Genomic DNA, 21,296 nt, shown 5'->3' with positions numbered 1-21,296 from the left:
GATGCCGGCGACGTGCTGGAACATTCGTCCGCCTTCCCTGTTGGGATCAGTCCGCGGGGGGGGCATCGTCCGGATCCCGGCATGGCTTTGGCCTGCCGCCTGAACCTTTCCCCGTTCTGAAATCCGATCCGCCCCGGGGCAATCCGCACCTGGGCCTTCCAAGGAGATCGCCATGAAGACCCTTTTCCTTTCCGCAGCCGTCGGCCTTGCCAGCCTTGGCACAGCATGGGCACAGGACATGACGGCGCAGGACTTCGTCACCCAGGCGGCCAGCGGCGGCCTGTTCGAGGTCCAGTCGAGCGAACTTGCCCTGCAAAGCGCCCAGGACACCGAAATCCAGGAATTCGCCAACCAGATGATCACGGATCACACGACCAACAACCAGGAATTGATGGCCATCGCCCAGGCCGAGAACCTGTCGATGCCGGCCGAACTGGGCAGCCCCCATGCCGAGATGATGCAGGCCCTGCAAAGCGCCGAGGGAGAGGCTTTCGATTCAGCCTATGTCCAGAACCAGGTCGTGGCCCATGAAACGGCGGTGACGCTGTATCAGACCTATGCGGAAGGCGGCGACAACGAGGCGCTGATGGCCTATGCCGAGAAGAGCCTGCCTGTCCTGCAGCAGCATCTGGAACATGCCCAGAGCCTGACCGGGCAGTAACGCGCTGGCACCAAGGGCTGCCTGTCCCAAGGCGCAGGCGGCCTTTCCGATCCGCGCGATGCCGCGCAATGCCGGTGAACCCGGGGGCCTGCCTTCGCAAAGGGGCGCAGGGCCCCATAGGCGACGGGACGGCTGACAGATGCAGGGGCCAATGCCATGACCAGGGTGGACATGTTCGAACGATATCCGGCCGATCCCTTGCGCCTTGCGGTGATGGTCATGCTGGCCGCGGCCTCGGTCATTGCCATGATCGGCGAGCTTGGGCGGGTCCTGCCCCCGCATGGGCTTTGGGATTTCGGCGCCTTTGTGGCGTCGGGGCGGGCGGCGGCGGAAGGGCTGGATCCCTATGGCATCTATCCCCTGACCCCCCATGTGGTCCTGCCGGGCTTCGAGTCCTGGAACCCGAACCTGAACCCGCCGATCTCGGCGCTGCTGTTCCAGCTTTTCGACCTGGCCGAGCCGCAGGCGTCGCTGCGGGTCTGGCTGTGGATATCGGTCGCCTGCTACCTGGCCACGGTGGTCCTGCTGGTGCGCCGGTATGGGCAGGGGATCGAGGGGCTGCTGATCGCGGTCTGGGCCTTCGGGCTGGCCGGGTTCTGGGACACCCTGTTCCTGGGCCAGATCTATCTGCCGCTGCTTCTGATGGCGGTGGGGGCCTGGCTGCTTCTGGAACGGCAGGAACTTCTGTGGTCGGGCATCCTGATCGGCCTTGTTGTCGCGATGAAGCCGAACTTCCTTGTCTGGCCGGTGCTGCTGTTCCTGTCTGGCCATCGCCGGCCCGCCCTTGTCAGCCTTGCCGTGGCCGCGGCGGTCAGCCTGATTCCCGCGGTGGTCCTGGGGCCGGGGGTTTACCGGCAGTGGCTGGGCCTCGTCGCCTCGGACGGCGAACGGGCCTTTTTCCTGACAAATGCCTCCCTGTCGGGGCTTGCCGCGCGCGCAAGCATTCCCGCGGCGGGCACGGCCCTAGGGGCGGCGCTTCTTCTGGGACTTGCGGCCTGGGCCTTTCGCCGCCGTCCCGCCGTCATGGCGGCCAGCAGCGCCGCACTGGTGGCCTCGGTCCTGGCCTCGCCGCTGGGCTGGATCCATTACACGCTTTTCCTGCTGCCGGTCCTGCTGCACCATTGGGACCGGCGGGCGATGTGGGTCGTGGGCGGCCTTCTGGTCGTGCCGGTGCCCTTCGTCATCGACCAGTTCGCGGCGGGCAGCGGGGCGCAGCTGACCATCGGTTCGGTTTACGGCTGGGCCGTCCTGCTTTGCATGGTGGTGGTCATGCTTCCCGGGGGCGACAGGTCAAGGCGGGCATCCCTGGCCACGTGAAGGCGCCAGAACTCTGTCTCGGCGGCCAGAACGAAGCGTTCGGCAAGGGCCGCGGCATAAACCTCGCGCAGGCCATTGGTGGTCCACCGCTCGATCGGGGCCTTCGGCTCCATCACGATCCTTGCATCGGCCAGGAAGTCGTCGGGCGGCATGTGGTGGCGCGCATCGACCGTGCGGCCCCAGTGGTGCCAAGTGCTGCCGCCCTGGGTCGGGGCAAGCCCCAGCCCTGCGGTGAAGGGGCCGACGAAATCCAGCACGAGGACGCGGCCCGGCGCGTCAAGCCGCGCCAGGACCTCAGCCCCGTCCCGCAGGCTGTCGTCATAGCGCCGGAAGGCGGGATACTGGCCTTCGTTCCAAAGCCGCACAAGCCTGATCCCCTGGTAGTTGGGCAGCGACAAGGGCACCCCCTGCCGCGCCAGCCCAAGCCCGCCATGCAGGCCAAGCACGACCGAGAAATGTACAAGCGGCGGGGCCAGGAAGGCCAGCAACAGCAGCGGCACCCCCCGTTGCAGGGGATGGGCGGCGCGCAGGCTGGCCTCGGCGGCGACACCGGCGCCTGCGCCCAGCGTCAGGATGCCGACGATCTGGAAGTTCTGCTCGATCAGCAGGATGCCGGTCACAAGGCAGCATACTAGGAACAGGACATCGCGGAGGCTTCGCCTTGCCCACAGCAGCAAGGCGGCGAAGATGGCATAGATGCAGATCTCGGGCAGGTTTCGCTGCAGTTCGGTCACAAGCGCGCGCGGGCCGGGAAAGTCGCCGCTGACCTCGCTGGCCAGGCGAAGGTCGGCAAGATAGCCTGCGGTGCCGCCCCAGACCGCCTCGATCCCCAGGCCCGCCGCCGCCGTCAGCGCCAGGGCCGATGCCGCCCATCCCCATTGCCGGCGGTCCGACAGCATGAAGATCAGGAAGGCGATGCAGACAAGGCCGTAGCTGATCTTGAGGTAAAGCATCAGAAGCGTCAGCAGCGCGGCACAGGCGGCATCTGCGCCCCCCTGCCCGCGCCGGGGGCGCAGGGGCGGCAGATACATCACCAGCAGCAGCCCAAGGGCCGCCCAGCCGATGCGGTTGTAGAACATGGCGAAGGACAGATCCGCGATCCCCTCGCCGGGGTTCATCGGCACCGCGACGATCAGCAGAAGATAAAGCGCCAGGGGCAGGCCAAGCGCCGGGCGCATCCGGGTCGCGATCACATGCGAGGCGATCAGCGCAAAGCCCAGCGTCGTCAGCGCCATGCCCAGGGGCATCGCCGCCCCCAGGCTGCCGCCCAGGGCCAGGCCGAGGGCGGGAATGTAATAGGCGATCGGTCCCAGCGAGGACCGGAAATCCACATTCGGCACCTGGCCCGTCTGGATGCGGTAGGCGCCTTCCAGGAAGATGAACAGGTCGTTGACATATTTGGTGGTCACGGTCTGGCCCGGAAGGGCCAGGACCAGGCCGATCAGCAGGCCGGACAGCAGGATGATCCGGCCCTGCGGCATGGCCGCCAGCCGGCGCAGCGGGCCTGTCCGGCCATGAGCCTGGGCTTGGGCCTGGGCTTGGTGCTGGGCCTTGGCGGGCATCACGGCCTCGGCTCCTTCCGCATGTGGATCGTCCAGTCGTCCGTCTTCAGGACCGGGACGAAATGGCGGTCGATGAAGGACCCGTAGATCCCCCGAAGCTGGAGGCTGTTGATCCCGATCCTGGGCTCCATGATCGTGTCCACGTCGCGGTAAAGCTGCGCCGGCGGCAGGTGGTGTTCCGCGCTGACATTGCGGTTCCAGTGCAGCCAGGCATTGTCGCCCCTTGGCGGCGGAAGGCCAAGCCCGGCCGGGAAGGGGTTCACGAAGTCCAGCGTGGCGACCCGGCCGATAGCGGGGCCAAGGCGCTGCAGGGCCTGCCCGCCCGAAGCGAAGCTGCCGACGTAAAGGCGCGAAAAGCCGTGGTCGCCTGCGGACCACAGCCGGGTATATCGGACATCGCGAAACCCGGGCAGCCCCAGCGGCGTCCCGGCATTGGCCGTGGCCAGGGCGCCGTGCAGCACCAGGGCCGAGGCGTGATACAGCGTCGGCGGCAGGGTGAATGCCAGAAGCAGCAGGGGCGTTGCGGCTGCCAGGGTTCCCGCGCTGCCCACAAGCCGCTGCGCCGCCACCGCCGATCCGGCATAAAGCGTGATGACCCCCCAGTTATGGGCATTCTGGCTGACGATCAGCAGCCCCGCCGCCACGCAGCCGGCATAGAAGACCGCATCCCGCAGCGACCTTTCCTGCCACAGCGCCAGGCCTGCGATCAGGGCGAAGACAGCGAGGTCGGCGAAATTGCGCAAGGTGACGTTGATCAGCGCGCCCGTTCCCCGCCCGCCGCTGATCCGGGCCGTTTCCACCAGGTCGGCCAGGTGGCTTGCGGTGCCGCGCCAGAAAAGCTCGGCCACGGCAGCCGCCGCCATGACTACGGCCAGCGCAAGCGCCGCCCGGCGCCGCTGGCCCGGGATGACGGCTAGGAAGACCAGGAAGGCAAGCGCAACGGCGCCATAGGTCAGCTTGCTGTAAAGCTGAAGCAGGGTCAGCGCCGCCGCGCACAGCACGTCACGCGCTTCCTGCCACGGCCTGGGGACCAGGGGCGGCAGATACATGATGACCAGCAGCCCAAGCGCCGCCCAGCCGATCCGGTTGTAGAACATGGCGAAGGACAGGGCGCCGATCCGGTCGCCCAGGTTGATCGGCACCGCAAGCAGCAGGATCAGGAAGGCCCCGACTGGCACCGCCAGAAGCGGATGCAGGCGCGATCCCAGAACATGGGCCGCAAGAAGCGTGAAGAACAGGATCACCAGGGCCATTCCCACCGGAAGCGCCCCGCCAAGGCTTCCGGTGATCCAGTAACCGGCAGCCGGGATCAGATAGACCAGCGGCCCAAGCGCGGTGTGGAAATCCCGGTTCGGCACCTGCCCCCGGCTGATGCGATGCGCGCCATCAAGGAAGATCAGCACGTCATTGGCAAAGGCGCTTGTGATCGTGCGGCCGGGCGCGCCCAGGATCAGGGCGCAGGACAGCCCGATCAGGGCGATCAGGACGGGTGCGGTGGCCTGCCGCATCATGGCCGGGCAGCCGGCGCGCGGCGATGGATCTGCCAGAACTCGGTTTGCCGGATCAGCGTGAAGTTGCTTTCCACGAAGGGCAGGTAAAGCGCGCGGACGGGGTCGGACCCGCCCGCGCGGACAAGGACGACCTCGGCATCGGCGAACAGGGCTTCGGGCGCGGGATGGTCCGCGGGGCCAAGCGTGTTCAGCCACCGCATCACGGGCATGAAGCCCCTGGCCGGGCGCAGGCCCAGGGCAGCCGAGAAGGGATCGGCCGCGCCCAGAACGGCAATGCTTTCGGGCTGCGGGTCAAGGGCCGACAAGGCGCGGATGCCATCCTCGACCGTGCCAAGATACCGGTTCGCGCCGCCGAAGTCGCCACCGGTCCAAAGGTCGGCAAGCCGCACCCCCTCCATCCCCGGAAGGGGCAGGGGCCGCCCCGCGCCCGTCACGGCTGCCGTGACATGCAGCCCCAGGGCGATCCCGTTGTGCAGGATCGTCGGCAGCATCATCACCAGGACCAGCAGCGTGGCGCCCGCGCTGTTTCCCAGGATGGGCGGGCGGGGGCCATCGCCTTCCCGCAGGATACGACCGGCCGCGACGATTGCACCGGCATGCAGGGCAAGGATGCCCCAACGCTGTTCGTTGTGGTTGATGATCGAGAAGCCGCCAAGGGCGCAAAGGATGAAGAACAGCGCGTATCGAAGGCTCCACCGCCGCCACAGAGAGATGCCCGCGATCAGGCCCAGAAGGACGTAGTCGGTGAAGCTGACAAGGGCGTGGTCGATGATGTCGCCCCAGCTTCCCCGAAGAAGCCCCCCTGCGCCCCAGGCCGTCGTGGTGGCTTGCAGGTATCCGGGCAGGCCGCCCCAGATCAGCGCTGTGACAAGCGTGCCCAAGGCCGCGCCCAGCAGAGCAAGCGCCGCCCACCCCCGCTGGCGCCGGTCGCACAGGATGAAGGCCAGGACCGCCACCGCCGCCAGTCCATAGGTCAGCCGGACATGGATCATCGCGAAAGCCAGGACCGCCGCAGCCGCCGCATCGCGTCTGTCCATACCCGACTGCAGCGGGGGCAGGACCATCACCAGCAGCAGGGCAAGCGCCACCCAGCCGATCCGGTTGTGGAACTGGGCAAAGGACAGCGCGGTCATCGGCTCGCCCAGGTTCATCGGCGCGGCAAGCACAAGAACCAGAAAGGCGGCCGACAGCAGGGCCAGCGCCGGATCCAGGCGCGAGGTCAGGACATGGGCCATGACCGGCGCAAGGACGACCAGCACGACCCCCACCGCCACCGGCAAGGCCGCGCCCCATCCGCCCAGCCATGCCCCGAACGCAGGCAGGTAATGGACCAGCGGCCCCTGCGCGGTGATGAAGTCGCGCCCCGGCACCTGCCCCGACAGGACGCGGTTCGCCCCGTCCAGGATGTAGAACAGCTCGTCAAGCCCACGCGTGGCCACCGTCCGCCCCGGCAGGACCAGCAGCAGGGCCGCCAGGACGGCCAGGCCGATGATCAACCGGCCGGGACGGGAAACGATCCCTTCCACAGCGGCGCTGCGGCTGGCCAGGGGCTGCGCCATGTCAGAGCTTGAGCTTCTTGAAGATCGGCTCGGGGATGGCGCCGATCACCGACATCACCCCGCGCCAGACGGGGCGGACATAGATCACGTCGCGGCCGCGCTTGCCTTCGGCTGCGGCAAGGATCGCGGCGCCCACCTCGGCGGGTTCCGCGGTCAGCAGGCCGGGCAGCTTCATGCCCGCCGTCATCCGCGTCCGGACAAAGCCCGGCTTGACGGTGACCACGCGCAGGCCGCTGGGGGCCAGGCGGTTGCGCAGGCCCGACAGGAAGGCCGTGAACCCGGCCTTTGCAGCGCCATAGATGTAGTTCGTGCCGCGCCCCCGATCGCCCGCCACCGAGCTGACCCCGACAATGGAACCCGAGCCGCGCGCCAGGAAGCGGTTCGCAAAATGCCCCAGCAGCAGGGACGGCCCCTCGAAATTGGTGCGGAACACCATGGCGGCATGGTCAAACTCGACCTGCGCGCGTTCCTGGTCGCCCATCTCGCCCACCACGCAGACCACCGTGTCCGGAAGGACCGGCAGGCCGTCCACGAAGCCCGGCATGGCGTCGCTGTGCAGGATGTCAAGCGCATGGACCCCGACGCCTGCGCCGGTGCGCGTGGCGATGTCGTCTGCATTGCGTTGGGCCGATTGCACGTTGCGGGCGGCCAGAAGCACCTGCCACCCCGCCTCGGCATAGGCCATAGCCGTCGCGCGCCCGATATCCGAGGTGGCGCCGATCAGCAGCATCGTCTTGCGGTTCTCTGTCATATGCCAAGCCTGCTTGAAAGATGAGAGGCCATGTGGCCGGGGGCGCCGATGGCGCTGCGGAGGTCGTTGAAGCGTCCCAAGGTAGGATAGCCCGCCTCGAAGGTTTGGCGGGACTGCCTTGCATCCTTCGCCAGATAAAGCCGCCCGCCTGCCGCGACGACGATCCGGTCGATCTGGTCCAGAAGAGCGAAGGTTTCGTCCGTGACGCGCAGGTCAAGCGCCAGCGTATATCCCGGCATGGGAAAGGACATCAGGCTGCCCCCCGCCCCCATCTTCTTGAGCACCGCCAGGAACGAGGCCTTTCCCGACCGGGTGATGCGGTCCAGGATCTCGGCCAGGGCCGCATGGGCAGTGGCGGGCGGCACCACGCATTGATGCTGCAAAAAGCCCCGGCGGCCATAGATCCGGTTCCACCGGTCCACCCCGTCCAGTGGGAAGAAATAGGGATGCCAGTGGGTCAGGAAGGGCTTGTCGCCGTTTCGGGCGCCGCGCCGGAAGTAAAGTTCGTTGAAGGCCGCGACCGAGGCCTTGTTCAAGGTCATGGCGGGCAGGTCGAAGGGAACGCCCAGCCGGCCGGGGCTGGCCAGGGGCAGCAGCGGGGCGTCGGGGCGTTCGGATGAAACCTCTTGCCGGGTGGCATGCTCGCCCGCGAAGATAAGCGACCGCCCCAGCCCCGCGCCCCGTGCCACGCAGTCGATCCAGGCCACGGAATAGGTGGCCGCGTCGCTGTCATCCAGGGCCTTCAGCGCGCCGGCAAGATCCTTGGCGACGATCGTGCGTTGCCGGATCCAGCCGGTCTCGACGGGCTTCATGCGGAAGGTCGCCCCGGTGATGATGCCTGTCAGTCCCATGCCGCCGACGGTGGCGCGGAACAGGTCGGCATTCTCGGACGGCCCGCAGGCGACCGCCTGCCCGGATGGCAGGACAAGGGTCAGTTGTTCCAGATGATCGCCGAAGCTGCCGTCGCGGTGGTGGTTCTTGCCGTGGACATCGGCCGCGATCATCCCGCCCACGGTGACCAGCTTCGTCCCCGGCACGACGGGCGGAAAGAAGCCGCGCGGCAGGAAGGCCGCCAGGATGTCGGACAGCAGCATGCCCGCCTCGACCGTCAGGCGCCCGCTTTGCGGATCGAAGGCCTTCATCCGGTCAAGCCCAAGCGCGCCAAGCGTCCGCCTTGTCCCGATGGCCGCGTCCCCATAGGCGCGCCCGTTGCCGCGCGCGATGATGCCGCGGCTTGACGCCACAAGGCCGGGCACCGCAAGGGGGTCGCCCAGGCCAAGGGCTTCGCTTTCGAAACGCGGATACCTTCCCCAACCCTCCAGCAACATCAGGCGGCAGCCGCCTGGAAGACGAAGCGGCGATCAAGCGCGAATTTCGCGGCATAGCCGATGGCAAGCCCGATCGCGCCGCCCGCGTATTTGGCAAGGTCGGTCTGCCAGATAATCCAAAACGCGATCTCGAACCCCCAGAACACCATGGTCGTCAGCACGCTGAAGGCGGCATAAAGCGTCACCTTTCGGGCCTCGTCGCCGTGGCTGGTATAGCCGTCATAGAAGACCCATTTCTTGTCCAGCACATATTTGACCGCAAAACCCGCCGCCGTGCCTGCCAGGATGGACAGGCCCAGCGGCGCCACGCGGATAACGGCTTCCTGCGTCGCGAAGTTCACCAGCGTCGAAACGATCGCGAAAAGGACATAGCGAATGGCGATGGTCATACGACACTGCTCCACCGAAAGAACCGCGGCCCTGCGCAGGCGGCGCTGCTTGCCACCATGGATCACGCCCCTGCGAACATCACCAGACCGATCAGGGCGCCGCAGATCATGCTGGCCCTGTCCCGCGTCGCGAATGCCACCGGATCGTCATCCATGACCCTACGATGCGCAAGCATCAGCATCCGCGCAATCCAGTAGGTCAGGATCGGTGCCGCCAGCCACAGGATCTGCGGCGTGCTGTAGAGCAGCGTCATGCTTTCGTTCGAGACATAAAGGATGAACACGGTGACCGCGTTGAAGCCGGACGCGGCCGCCAGCATCATCACCAGGTCTGCGTCGGTGTTGCGATAGCCGCGGCTGCTGCTGTCGGGCAGGTGGGCATCCAGCCGCGCGGCCAGTTCGACGAACCGCTTGATCAGCGCCAGCGAAAGGAACAGCGCCATCGAAAAGGCCAGAAGCCAGGCCGACACGGTCACGCCCAGCACCACCGCGCCGCCGATGACGCGCAGGGTGTAAAGGCCCGCAAGCGACAGGACATCAAGCAGCGCCTTGCGCTTCAGCAAGAAGGAATAGGTGGTGGTCAGAACGCAATAGATCACCAGGATGCCCAGGAACGGCAACGAGATGGCTGCCGCCAGACCCATCGACAGGGCCAGCAGGACCGGCATCGCCACAAGCGCCTGCGCCAGCGGGATCGTCCCCTTGGCCAGGGGGCGGTTGCATTTCGTCCGGTGCTTGCGGTCATCCTGCAGATCGACAAGGTCGTTCAGGATATAGACGCTGGACGCGCAGAGCGAAAAGGCCACGAAGGCCAGGAAGACCTGCAGAAAGGCCACCAGCTCGAAGGCATGGGCGGTGATCAGCGGCACGAACAGCAGGGCGTTCTTGGAATACTGGTGGGTGCGCGCCAGCTTGGCCCAGCTGCGCCAGGTCGGCCTTTCCCAGGACAGCACCTCGACATCGCGATGCGCCCGTTTCAGATCCTGGTTCACGCGCCCGGATGTGCGGATCGCGATGGCCTTGCCGGCCTTGTCCCAAACCCGCAGATCCGCCGCGTCGTTGCCGATATAGTCGAAGCCGCCTTCGCCAAAGGCCGCGACCAGCTTCTGCGCCTTGACCCTGCCGCCGCAATTCGTTTCGGCATTGGACGCGAACCAGCCCGCGAACAGGCCCAGGTGGTCCGCGACGGCCTTGACCAGCCGTTCATGGCTGGCCGATGCCAGATAGACCTGCCGCCCCTGCGCGCGCGCCGCCCGGATGTAATCCAGCACCACGGGATCATAGGGCAGGGTGGACGGGTCGAAATCGGCGTTTTCTGCCAGCTTGTGCTTCAGCGCGGCCTTGCCGCCGGCCAGGGCGCCGACCATGCCGACCAGCGACAGGGGCTGCCGGCCCAGTTCGGCGAAGGCCGTCTCGATCAGCAGGTCCGACCGGATCAGCGTCCCGTCCAGGTCGACGGCCAGCGGCCGCCCCGTGGCGGGCTGTTCCTGCCGCCGGGCAATGGCCAGGGCGCGACCGCCCGGATCGTTCAGATGGCGGCGGTGATCCTCGTCGTGCCGAGCCCGGGGATGGCCTGGAAACAGCGCAACAGATTCGTGTTTGGTATCCGTTACTTTCATCTTGCTCGCTTCTGTTCGGGCGCATCGTCGGGGGACGGTGGGCATGTGCTGCGGCGCGGACCCCGCCTGTCAGGGGCCGCCGGATGTCATCACGTTCGTCGCGGGGCCCATCCGGCCCGCCGGTCGCGGGCAGATGGCTGCGGTGGTTGCGAACGACCCGTGCAAGCCCGTTCACTGGGTTGGGTCGCCATCTCGCGCTCCTTCTTCAGGCGGGGCAATGAAAGGGTTGTTCCGCGCCCGGCCAAGGCCTGCGCATCCGTCTGCGCGCCGGATCGCGCCGTTCCAGGGAAGGGGCAGCACGCAGACCCTTGGGCAGGGCGTCGGGGGCGGGAATGCTCATTGCCTGTCTCTTGTTGTGGAACCGCCTCGCAAGAGACCCGTCCCTGGCCGATCACGCAGGATGAACCGCCAGGGGGGGCATCTGTTCCACCGGCCGCATGGAACAAAGGTTAATCGCCCCGCGCGGGTGGCGGGATCCGGCCCGCCCGGGGCGATGGAACAGGTCCCGCAGCAGGTTGTTGGGTTTGCAGCGGCAGGAGGATCAATCAGCCATGACCCGTGTGACATTCAGCATCGACGATCTGGGCCCGTTCGACGGGTCGATCAGATACGGAAACCTGACCGAGGGCGAGATCGCCTTCACCGCCATCCCCGTCCGCGCGACCCAGTTCACCGGGGCCAGGACCATCAGGATCGCGCCCGAGGATGGCCCCGCGTTCGAGGCAACGGTGGTCAGGATCACGACCGACGGCGGCTATCGCCAGCAGTTCGACGACAGCATGACAGGCTATGTCGCCTTCCGCACCGGCTAGGGCAGCGCGTCGCCCCCGCCGGCCAGGGGCCTGCCGGTCCTGATCCGGCACGCCCGCCCGAGGGTCGTCATCGCGGCTCGGCCATCAGCCCCTTCACAAGCGCGAAGCTTGCGCCCAGCAGGACGATGGCAAAGGGAAATCCGGTCGATACTGCCATCGCCTGCAGCGCGGCCAGCCCGCCGCCCAGCAGCAGGGCGATCGCGATCAGCCCTTCAACGGTGGCCCAGAACACGCGCTGCGGGGTCGGCGCGTTCATCTTGCCGCCCGCGCTGATCGTGTCGATGACCAGCGACCCGGAATCCGACGAGGTGACGAAGAACACGATGACCAGCACGATCCCCACCAGCGACGTGATCCCCGTCAGCGGCAGATGGGCCAGCATCTCGAACAGCTGCAGTTCAAGCGCGGCGTCCTGGACCGAGACCAGCCCCTGGTTCACCACCTGGCTGATCGCCGTGCCCCCAAGCGCCGTCATCCACAGGGTCGAGACCAGCGAGGGGATCAGCAGCACCGCGATCAGGAACTCGCGCACGGTGCGGCCGCGGCTGACGCGGGCGATGAACATGCCCACGAAGGGCGACCAGCTGATCCACCAGGCCCAGTAGAAGGCGGTCCAGCCCTGGCGGAAGTTGTCGTCGTCGCGGCCGACCGGGTTCGACAGCGCCGGCAGGTATTGGGCATAGGCCTGCAGGTTCTTGAAGAAGCCAGTGGCGATCTGCATCGTCGGGCCTGCGGCGATCACGAAGAACAGCAGCAGGACCGCAAGGCCCATGTTGATCTCGGACAGGCGTTTGACGCCCTTGTCCATCCCGGCGACGACCGATGCGGTGGCGATCCCGGTGATGATGATGATCAGGAAGATCATCGCGCCGGTGGTGGCGGGCAGCCCGAACAGGAAGTTCAGTCCCGCGCTTGCCTGCTGCGCGCCCAGCCCGAGCGAGGTGGACAGCCCGAAGATCGTCGCGAAGACGGCCAGGATGTCGACCACATGGCCCGGCCAGCCCCAGACCCGTTCCCCGAAGATCGGGTACAGGATCGACCGCAGGGTCATCGGCAGGCCCTTGTTGAACGAGAACAGCGCCAAGGACAGCGCGACGATGGCATAGATCGACCAGGGATGCAGCGCCCAATGGAAGATCGTGGCGGCCATGGCCAGCCGCCGCGCGCCTTCCGCATCGCCCGGCACCCCGTCCAGGGGCGCCCAGTCCGTGCGCACCCCATCCGGTCCCGTGACCGGCCCGTCGAAGGCGGCGGTGTAGTTGCCCAAGGGCTCGGACACGCCATAGAACATCAGCCCGATGCCCATGCCGGCCGCGAACAGCATCGAGAACCAGGACAGATAGCTGTAGTCGGGCGTTGCATCCGGCCCGCCCAGCCTGATGCGGCCAAGCGGTAGCACGATCAGCGCCAGGCACAGCAGCACGAACAGGTTGCCCACCACGATGAAGAACCAGTCGAGGTTCGCCGTCAGGAAATCCCGCAAGCCCGCGAACAGCGGATCCAGCGTGTTCTGGAACATCAGCGTCAAGAGGGTGAAGGCGACCACCCCCAGGGCCGAGATGCTGAAGACGATGTTGTGGATATCAAGCTCGAACACGAACCGGCGTCGATAGTTGATGTTGTCCTGGCCCACCTCGTAATCCGTCTGGATCACCTGGGTCGCGCCCTCGGGGGCGGGAATGGCATCGGGCGTCTGCGGGTCGAGGGGGACGGCTTGATCGGGCAAATGCGGGTCCTTTTCCGTGTCGCATGGCTTCTGCCGGAAAAAGGATGCGGGAACGGCCCACAGGTCATGATGCGCAGGCTGCTCTCGGTCCCGTTACCGGCGGCGATTGTGAAGCCAAACACCCCGGGGCGCTGAAAGTTCAGCCCGGATGGCGCGGAAAGGCCATTTTTGCGGTCCCGCCACGCAAGAGACCCCGCAGAAGCGGGGTCTTGGGCAGGGACTGGACCCTGGTTCAGATGTCGTTGCCGAGCTTGCCCTTGACGGTGCCCGACACGTCCTGCACGGAACCCTTGGTCTTCTGGGCCTTGCCTTCGGCCTGCAGGGACTGATCGTCGGTCATCTTGCCGATGCCGTCCTTCACGCTGCCTGCCGTCTTGTTCGCCGCCGCTTTCAGCTTGTCGGTCATCTCGCCCATTTCGGTGCTCCTTTGTTTGTCACATTTCGCAGGACCAACGCAGTGTGGGGGCGGCCGTTCCGCCGGCAGGTGGCAGCCCGCGGGAACGTGATCGCGGCGCGACGGCAGGCGGGCACAAAGCCCGGCAAACCCCGCCGCCGCATATTCCGATTGACTTGCAACAAAATCCGACAAAAAGACTTGGGTGGACCGGCAGTGCCTGTCCCTGATCCCGCCTTCCTCAAGGAAATGACCATGTCGCTGCGCCGTCGATTCCCGCTGGTCCTGTGCCTGCTTCCCGCCCCTGTCCTGGCCGGCCCGCCCGAGGTCGTGACCACCTATGCGGATATTGCGCTTGCGACCTATGGGGACAGCCTGTCCACGGCCCAGGCCCTGCGACGGGCGGTGGGCGACCTGGTGGCAGATCCCTCGCCCGAAACCCTGGCCGCCGCGCGTCAGGCCTGGACGGCCGCGCGCGTCCCTTATCAGCAGTCCGAGGTGTTCCGCTTCGGCAACCCCATCGTCGACGACTGGGAAGGGCGGGTGAACGCCTGGCCGTTGGACGAGGGGCTGATCGACTATGTCGCCGAAGGCACCCCCTCGACCGAGGATAACGAGCTGGCGCAGTTGAACGTGATCGCCAACCCCGTCCTTGAACTGGGATCCGAGACGGTGGATGCGGCGACCATCACCCCCCACATCATCCGCGCGCTGCACGAGGCCGGCGGGATTGAGGCCAATGTCGCCTCGGGCTATCACGCGATCGAGTTTTTGCTGTGGGGGCAGGATCTGAACGGAACGGGGCCGGGCGCGGGTAGCCGCCCCCATACGGATTTCATGGCGGGCGCGGGCTGCACCAACGGCAATTGCGACCGCCGCGCCCAATACCTTGTCGCGGCGACCGATCTGCTGGTGTCCGACCTGTGGGAAATGACCGACAACTGGGAAACGGACGGCCCCGCCCGCGCGGCGGTCACGGCCGATCCGCAGGCCGGGCTGCGCGCCATGCTGACCGGAATGGGCAGCCTGTCCTATGGCGAGCAGGCCGGAGAGCGGATGAAGCTGGGCCTGATGCTGAACGACCCCGAGGAAGAACATGACTGCTTCTCGGACCAGACCCATCTCAGCCACTACCATGACGGGCTTGGCATCCAGAACGTCTATCTGGGCCGCTATGTGCGGGTGGATGGCAGCGAAGTCGCGGGCCCGTCCCTGTCGGGCCTGGTGGCCGAAGCCGATGCGGGCGTGGATCAGGCGCTGCAGGCCGATCTTGCCGCCACGATGGTGGCGCTGACCGCGCTGCGCGACAAGGCCGAAGCGGGGATGGCCTATGACCAGATGCTGGCGCCGGGCAACCAGGAAGGCGCGGCGATCATCCAGGCGGGCGTGGACGGGCTGGTGAAACAGGCGAAATCCATCGAACGCGCGGTCGCGGCCCTTGGCCTGGATGGCATCGCCTTCGAAGGGTCCGACAGCCTCGACGATCCGAACGCGGTCTTCCAGTAAGGCGGTCCTGCGGTGGCGCGCGCCCTGGCCGGAATGGCTGCGGCCCTGGCGGCCAGCCTTGGCGCGGCCGTCGCGCCGGGGCTGTCCGACACCCCCTCCGATGCGCTGCGGGCGGTGCCGGTGGCGCCCGGCCCGGCCACGGCCACGGACTGGCAGGCGGAACCCCATCTGCCCATCACCCCCCGCACAAGGGCCGAGGCCGCGCGCATCGCGGCGGTGCTGGCGCCACCCGCCGACTTCACCCGTCCCGAACCCTTCGAGGACAAGCCCGCCGGGGCCGCCACGGCGCGCTTCGTCCCGAACGCGGATGCCTTTTCGCATTTCCCGCCCAACCTGCCCCGCGCGCGCGAGATGGATTTCAAGCTGGGCAACGCCATCTTCCGCAAGCTCTGGGTCGGCGCGCCATCCTCGACCAAAGGCAGCGACGGGCTGGGGCCGCTCTACAACGCCCGCGCCTGCCAGAACTGCCACATCAAGGACGGGCGCGGGCATCTGCCACAGGGGCCGGACGACAGCCGCGTTTCCGCCTTCCTGCGCCTGTCGGTCCCCGGCGGACCTGCCCGGCCCGAGATCCCGGACTATATCGCCACCAGCCCCGATCCGGTCTATGGGGCGCAGTTGCAGGACCTGGCCCTGGCGGGTTTCCTGGCCGAGGCGCGGATGGGCGTCGCCTGGGCCGAGGAACCCGTGACCCTGGCCGACGGCACGGTCGTCACACTGCGCCGCCCGTCCTTTGCGGTGGAAGACCCTGTGCATGGCGCGCCGCATCCAGACCTGCAGATCTCGGCCCGCGTCGCCCCGCAGATGATCGGCCTTGGCCTGCTCGAGGCGGTGCCGGTGGCAGACATCCTGGCCCTGGCCGATGCCGACGACCGGGACGGGGATGGCATATCCGGCAGGCCGCAGATCGTCTGGTCCAGCGAATTCGACCGCCCGATGCTGGGCCGCTTCGGCCACAAGGCCGGCAACGCGACGATCCGCGAACAATCGGCAAGTGCCTTTCTGGGCGACATGGGCCTGTCGAACCCGCTGTTCCCCTTTCCCTTCGGCGAATGCAGCGAAGCGCAGGCCGCCTGCCGCGCCGCGCCGGCCGGGCAGGAACCGGACGTCCGCGAGGGGCTGGAGGTGGACGGCCTGGGCCTGGACCTGGTGACCTTCTACAGCCGCAACCTGGCGGTGCCGGCCCGGCGCGACCTGGATGATCCGCAGGTCCTGCGGGGCAAGAAGATCGCGCATGACATCGGCTGCACCAGTTGCCACAATCCCAAGTTCGTGACGCATCGGCTGGACGGCCGGCCCGAACAAAGCTTCCAGCTGATCTGGCCCCATTCCGACATGCTGCTGCACGACATGGGCGAGGGGCTGGCCGACAACCGGCCCGAAAGCCGCGCGACGGGTCGCGAATGGCGCACCGCGCCCTTATGGGGCATCTCGCTGAACGGCACCGTCACGGGCGTCGAAAGCTACCTGCATGACGGCCGCGCCCGATCCCTGATCGAGGCGATCCTGTGGCATGGGGGCGAAGCCCAGCCCGCCCGCGACGCGGTCGTCGCCCTGCCCACCCCTGACCGAAAGGCGTTGATCGCATGGCTCCGATCGCTTTGACCCGCATGGCGGCCCTTGCAGCCCTTGCGGCGCTGCTGGGAACGCCCGCGACGGCGGACCTGGCCGAGGCCGTGGATCAGGTCATCACGCCCGCCTATGCCGGGCTGGCCGATGCCGCGGCAGACCTGGACGACGCCGCCCGGCAGGATTGCGCCCCCGCGGCGATGCGGGCGCCGTTCCAGCAGGCCTGGGACGCCTGGGCGCGGATCGATTTCCTGCGCCTCGGCCCCGTCGAGGAACAGGGGCGGTCGCTTGCAATCGCCTTTTGGCCCGATCCGAAATCGTCGGGCCTGCGGGCGCAGCAGGCGCTTGTCGCGGGCGATCCGCAGGTGATCGCGGATCCCGCCCTCTTTGCCCAGGTCTCGGTCGCGGCGCGCGGGCTTTCGGGGCTGGAGCGGCTGCTCTACCCCTCGGCCCTGACGGGTGCCGAAGACAGGCTTTGCGCCCTGCGCCGGGCCACGGCGGCGGATCTGGCGCGGATGACGGCCGAGATCGCTGCCGAATGGCCGGCCCATGCGGCGCTGCTGACGACGCCCGGCGACGCGAACACCAGCTACCTGACCACGGACGAGGCGCGGCAGGCGCTGTTCACGCAACTGGTGACGGGGCTGGCATCATTGTCCGACGGGCGGCTTGGCCGGCCCCTGGGCACGTTCCAGAAGCCTCGGCCGGAACGGGCCGAGGCGGTGGCGTCCGGCCGCAGCCTGCGCAACATCCGCCTTTCGCTGGAAGGTCTGCGGGATCTGGCCCTGGCGCTGCATCCCGACGCGCCCCTGACCAAGGCCGCCTTCGACCGCGCGCTGGCGCTTGCCCAGGACCTGGAAGACCCGGTCCTGGCAGGTGTTTCAACGCCCCAAGGGCGGCTGAAGGTCGAGATCCTCCAGCAGGCGGTGCAATCCGCCCAGGCGGCCGTCGAGACCGAGATCGGGGCGGCGCTTGGCGTCTCGACCGGGTTCAACGCAAAGGATGGTGACTGATGGCCAACCGGCGCATGGTGATAAAGGGGTTTGCGGCGGCGGCGATCCTGCCCCGCCGGGGCTGGGCCGCGGCAGGATCGCCCGCCTGGGTCGCCGCAGCGCGGTCGCCGGACGACAGCCACGCGCTTTACGGGATCGACGCCGGCGGCGGGCTGGTCTTCGCGGTCCCGCTGCCCGGTCGCGGCCATGCCGCAGCCGCCCATCCCGGCCGGGCCGAGGCCGTGGCCTTTGCCCGCCGCCCTGGCCTGTTCGCCTTGGTGCTGGACTGCCGGACGGGCGCCGTCCTGCACCGCCTTGCGCCGCCGCCGGGCCTGCAGTTCAACGGCCACGGCGCTTTTTCGCCCGATGGCCGGCTTCTCTACACCTCCGAGGTGGTGGCGCAGGGATCGGCGGGCCGGATCGGCATCTGGGACGCCGCGCAGGACTATGCCCGGCTGGGCCAGATGGACAGCCACGGCATCGGCCCGCACGAAGTGCGAACCCGCGCGGACGGGGCGATCATCCAGGCCAATGGCGGGATCGAGACCGACCCGCTGGACCGCACGCCCCTGAACCTGGACAGGATGCGCCCGAACCTTGCCGTCCTGTCGCCGACGGGCGGGCTTCTGTCCCTGACCGAACTGGATCTGGGCCTGCACCAGAACTCGATCAGGCACCTGGCGCTGCTGCGGGACGGTGTTGCCTTTGCCATGCAATGGCAGGGCGACCCGGCCGAGACGGTCCCGCTGCTGGGCATCCTTGGGTCCGCGCTGGCCCTGGCCACCCCGCCCGAGGATCAGGCCGCGGCCATGCGCGGCTATGCCGGATCGATCGCGGCCAATGGGGGGCTGATCGCCGTGACCTCGCCCCGCGGCGGGGTGGCGATGATCCATGATGAGGGGGGCGCCCACCGCGCCACCCTGCGCCGCGCCGACATCTGCGGCGTGGCCCCCGCAGCCGACGCCCCCTTCACCTTCACCGATGGCGGCGGCGCGATCTGGTCTGCCGATGAAGCCGGCCTGCGCCTGCGCGCCCGCCACGACCTGGCCTGGGACAACCATCTGGTCCGCATCGGCTAGGCGCCAGCCTTTCCGGTCAGGCGGAAAGCATCGGGTGCTGGCCAGAGGCGGGGCTCGGTAAAGTCGCGCCGCGCTGCCGGCTGTGCCGCGCTACGAGATGCAGATCCGCAACAGGAAGCCGTGAAAGACCAGCAAGATCGGCTTGCGCCGTCGGGTTCTTTTTCCCCTTCCACGATTGTTGACTATAATTGTAAAGAATCAGCGCCGACCGATGTGACAGGATCTGGCGCGTCTTCTTCAACCTCAGGATGGACCGATGCATCGCCCCGCAAGCCGTTACTTCGTCAGACATGTTCCGCAGTTGCTTCTGGGCGTCTCGATGGCCGCGCTTGGTCCGGCCCTGGCCCTGGCCCAACCGGTTGCCGATCCGGCCCAACCCACGGTCCTGGCGCCGATCACGCTGGACGCGGCTGGCCTGCTCACCGGGACCATCGACGCGCCCGCCGCGCCCTATGCAGGCGGCCAGGTATCGACCCAGGTCCGGCTTGGCGCGCTTGGGAACCGCGACGCGCAATCGGCACCGTTCCGCGTCACGGGCTTTACCGAGGCCCTGATCCAGGACCAGCAGGCGATCAGCCTTGGCGATCTGGTGTCGAACGACCCTTCGGTCCGTCAGGACGCCCCCACCTTCAGCGAGCGCGATTCCTTCTTCATCCGTGGCTTTTCCGTCACCAACCTGGACACGTTGTTCGACGGGCTGCCCTATCTGGCCAACCCCCGCCGCAGCGCGCTTGAAGGCATCGCGCAGGTCGATGTCCTGATGGGACCGACCGCCCTTGCCAATGGCGGGGTCGGTCGCGTCGGCGGGACGATCAACCTGGTGCCCAAGCGGGCGGGCGATCAGGCCCTGACGCAACTGACCACCAGCATCCTGTCGGATTCGCAAGTGTGGACGCATCTGGACGTGGGGCGGCGCTTCGGCACCGGCGGGGGATGGGGCCTGCGCGCCAACGGGTCCTGGCGGGCGGGCGACAGCGCGCTTGACAACAACAGCGTCGAGGTCGGCGTGGCGACGCTGGGGCTGGACTACCGCGGCGACCGGCTGCGCGCCTCGCTTGATGCGAGCTTGTCCAACCAGAACCTCGACGCGCCGACCTCGCTGTTCAACGCGGCCCTGCCAGGTATCGACATCCCCGATGCGCCCGACGGCAAGGTGAACACCGCCAATCCCTTCGAATACCACGACAGCAGCCATCGCATGATCGCGGGGCGGCTGGAATACGACATCCGTCCCGACACGACGATCTACGCTGCCGCGGGGGCCAGCCGGTACCGCGAGGATTTCCTGACCTCGAACTATGTGATCCAGGACGCGGATGGCGATGCGCTGAACACCTTCGGCTATAACCCGCAGCAGATCCGGGGCTTCTCGGGCGAGGTGGGGCTGCGGTCGCAGTTCATGACGGGCAGCGTCGGCCATGCGCTCAGCCTGTCGGCGGCGCGTTCGGTGAACGAGAACGACCGGGGCCGCTTCAACCCGCGCCTTCTGGTCTTCCCGGAAAACCCCACCAACATCTATGACCCGGTCTATCTGCCGGACGGTTCGGTGGACACGACGGGCCTTCCCCGGTCCGGCGACCTGATCCCCTTCGCCGATCTCACGGCGACCAGCATCGCCCTGTCCGACACGCTGTCCTTTGACCAGGACCGGCTGCAACTGACCATCGGCGGGCGCTACCAGACCATCCGGTCGCGCGGCTTCAACACCCGCCCCGGCATCCCCGAGGCCCCGGTGGGCGAGCGGAACTATCTTTACGAGGACGAGGCCTTCACTCCGGCCGTCGCCGCGTCCTATCGGATCACGGACGGATTGTCGGTCTACGCCAACTATGTCGAGGCGCTGACCGAGGGACCGATTGCGCCGACCGCCGCCGTGAACGGGGGCGAGATCTTCCCCGCCACCGTCAACCGGCAGCGCGAGGTCGGGCTGAAATACGACACCGGCACCGTGGCCCTTGGCGCGGCCTTGTTCGAGATCCGCCAGCCGAACGGCATCACCGATCCGGCCACGAACGTCTTTTCGGTCGGGGGCCAGCAGCGCAACCGGGGGCTGGAGCTGTCGGTCGCGGGCGAGCCGATGGAGGGCTTTCGCCTGCTGGGCGGCGTGACCTTTCTGGACGCCACGCTGGTTCGCACCCAGGATGGCGCGTTCGACGGCAAGGACGCCCCCGGCATTCCCGACACGGCGGTCAGCCTTTACGCCGAATACGACACGCCCGGGATCCGCGACCTGACGCTGACCGGCCGCCTGATGCATGGCGGATCGACCTGGTACGACCAGGCCAACACCCAGAAGGTGGACGGCTGGACCCGGCTCGACTTGGGGGTGCGCTATGCGGTGGCACGGGCCGACGGCCGGGACATCCAGCTCCGCGCCCAGGTCGAGAACGTCCTGGACGAGAACTATTGGGCAACGTCGGCGCGGGGCTTCCTGTCCGCGGGCGCGCCGCGCACCTATTCCCTCTCGGCGTCGATCAGGTTCTAGCGCAAGGACAGCACAAGGCCGGGCGCGGATCGCCCC

General features: G+C 67.9%; 17 protein-coding genes. 8 read left to right on the top strand and 9 right to left on the bottom strand.

What is annotated here, in order from left to right; translation table 11 throughout:
* The first annotated feature begins 172 nt into the window (after positions 1 to 172).
* Together IE224_RS11395 and IE224_RS11390 are read left to right on the top strand one after the other, a co-directional pair.
* The gene (locus IE224_RS11395) at positions 173 to 661 is read left to right on the top strand and encodes a DUF4142 domain-containing protein (protein ID WP_167623671.1); all 489 of its coding nucleotides are present in this window, start codon (positions 173 to 175) and stop codon (positions 659 to 661) included.
* A gap of 156 nt (positions 662 to 817) precedes the next feature.
* Positions 818 to 1,978, top strand: a complete 1,161-nt coding sequence (locus tag IE224_RS11390; protein WP_191310474.1) for a glycosyltransferase family 87 protein — start codon at positions 818 to 820, stop codon at positions 1,976 to 1,978.
* On the opposite strand, the gene IE224_RS11385 is transcribed toward IE224_RS11390, so the two are convergent.
* From IE224_RS11385 to IE224_RS11355, 7 genes are all read right to left on the bottom strand, one after another.
* Positions 1,894 to 3,543 carry a hypothetical protein gene (locus tag IE224_RS11385; protein ID WP_191310472.1) on the bottom strand — a complete coding sequence of 550 codons (1,650 nt, stop codon included), beginning with the start codon at positions 3,541 to 3,543 and terminating at the stop codon, positions 1,894 to 1,896. The two genes, IE224_RS11390 and IE224_RS11385, sit on opposite strands and share 85 nt — an antisense overlap.
* Positions 3,540 to 5,051 (bottom strand): hypothetical protein, encoded by a 1,512-nt coding sequence (locus IE224_RS11380; RefSeq protein ID WP_191310470.1) that lies wholly within the window; start codon positions 5,049 to 5,051, stop codon positions 3,540 to 3,542. The genes IE224_RS11385 and IE224_RS11380 overlap by 4 nt, the downstream gene beginning before the upstream one ends.
* Positions 5,048 to 6,610, bottom strand: coding sequence for a hypothetical protein (locus IE224_RS11375; protein ID WP_191310468.1), 1,563 nt, complete (start codon positions 6,608 to 6,610; stop codon positions 5,048 to 5,050). The genes IE224_RS11380 and IE224_RS11375 overlap by 4 nt, the downstream gene beginning before the upstream one ends.
* A gap of 1 nt (position 6,611) precedes the next feature.
* Positions 6,612 to 7,361 carry an SDR family oxidoreductase gene (locus IE224_RS11370; RefSeq protein ID WP_191310466.1) on the bottom strand — a complete coding sequence of 250 codons (750 nt, stop codon included), beginning with the start codon at positions 7,359 to 7,361 and terminating at the stop codon, positions 6,612 to 6,614.
* Positions 7,358 to 8,689 (bottom strand): FAD-binding oxidoreductase, encoded by a 1,332-nt coding sequence (locus tag IE224_RS11365; protein ID WP_191310464.1) that lies wholly within the window; start codon positions 8,687 to 8,689, stop codon positions 7,358 to 7,360. The genes IE224_RS11370 and IE224_RS11365 overlap by 4 nt, the downstream gene beginning before the upstream one ends.
* Positions 8,689 to 9,078: a GtrA family protein gene (locus IE224_RS11360; protein WP_191310462.1), complete on the bottom strand. Its 390-nt coding sequence runs from the start codon at positions 9,076 to 9,078 to the stop codon at positions 8,689 to 8,691. Before IE224_RS11360 ends, IE224_RS11365 begins: the two co-directional genes overlap by 1 nt.
* A 62-nt stretch (positions 9,079 to 9,140) precedes the next feature.
* Complete coding sequence (locus tag IE224_RS11355) at positions 9,141 to 10,697, bottom strand: UbiA family prenyltransferase (protein WP_191310460.1); 1,557 nt, start codon at positions 10,695 to 10,697, stop codon at positions 9,141 to 9,143.
* A gap of 551 nt (positions 10,698 to 11,248) precedes the next feature.
* Between IE224_RS11355 and IE224_RS11350 the strand changes: the two genes are divergently transcribed.
* Positions 11,249 to 11,509, top strand: coding sequence for a hypothetical protein (locus IE224_RS11350; RefSeq protein WP_167623663.1), 261 nt, complete (start codon positions 11,249 to 11,251; stop codon positions 11,507 to 11,509).
* 67 nt (positions 11,510 to 11,576) lie between these two features.
* Here the strand turns inward: IE224_RS11350 and IE224_RS11345 are convergent, their stop codons facing one another.
* Together IE224_RS11345 and IE224_RS11340 are read right to left on the bottom strand one after the other, a co-directional pair.
* Positions 11,577 to 13,235 carry a BCCT family transporter gene (locus IE224_RS11345; protein ID WP_191310458.1) on the bottom strand — a complete coding sequence of 553 codons (1,659 nt, stop codon included), beginning with the start codon at positions 13,233 to 13,235 and terminating at the stop codon, positions 11,577 to 11,579.
* Between the two features lie 232 nt (positions 13,236 to 13,467).
* Positions 13,468 to 13,641: a CsbD family protein gene (locus IE224_RS11340; RefSeq protein ID WP_229849346.1), complete on the bottom strand. Its 174-nt coding sequence runs from the start codon at positions 13,639 to 13,641 to the stop codon at positions 13,468 to 13,470.
* Between the two features lie 243 nt (positions 13,642 to 13,884).
* Between IE224_RS11340 and IE224_RS11335 the strand changes: the two genes are divergently transcribed.
* The 5 genes from IE224_RS11335 (at position 13,885) to IE224_RS11315 (ending at position 21,260) form a co-directional block, all read left to right on the top strand.
* A complete protein-coding gene (locus IE224_RS11335; protein WP_373305544.1) occupies positions 13,885 to 15,135 on the top strand; it encodes an imelysin family protein in 1,251 nt (416 codons plus the stop codon).
* A 33-nt stretch (positions 15,136 to 15,168) separates the two neighbouring features.
* Complete coding sequence (locus tag IE224_RS11330; protein ID WP_191310535.1) at positions 15,169 to 16,740, top strand: di-heme oxidoreductase family protein; 1,572 nt, start codon at positions 15,169 to 15,171, stop codon at positions 16,738 to 16,740.
* Positions 16,722 to 17,717: an imelysin family protein gene (locus IE224_RS11325; protein ID WP_191310453.1), complete on the top strand. Its 996-nt coding sequence runs from the start codon at positions 16,722 to 16,724 to the stop codon at positions 17,715 to 17,717. The genes IE224_RS11330 and IE224_RS11325 overlap by 19 nt, the downstream gene beginning before the upstream one ends.
* A complete protein-coding gene (locus IE224_RS11320; RefSeq protein WP_191310451.1) occupies positions 17,717 to 18,775 on the top strand; it encodes a DUF1513 domain-containing protein in 1,059 nt (352 codons plus the stop codon). The genes IE224_RS11325 and IE224_RS11320 overlap by 1 nt, the downstream gene beginning before the upstream one ends.
* Positions 18,776 to 19,031: 256 nt before the next feature.
* Positions 19,032 to 21,260 (top strand): TonB-dependent receptor, encoded by a 2,229-nt coding sequence (locus tag IE224_RS11315; RefSeq protein WP_202380149.1) that lies wholly within the window; start codon positions 19,032 to 19,034, stop codon positions 21,258 to 21,260.
* The last annotated feature ends 36 nt before the right edge of the window (positions 21,261 to 21,296 follow it).

Source organism: Paracoccus aerius (assembly GCF_014656455.1).
Classification (GTDB): domain Bacteria; phylum Pseudomonadota; class Alphaproteobacteria; order Rhodobacterales; family Rhodobacteraceae; genus Paracoccus; species Paracoccus aerius.
This window is presented reverse-complemented; position numbering and strand designations above follow the sequence as displayed.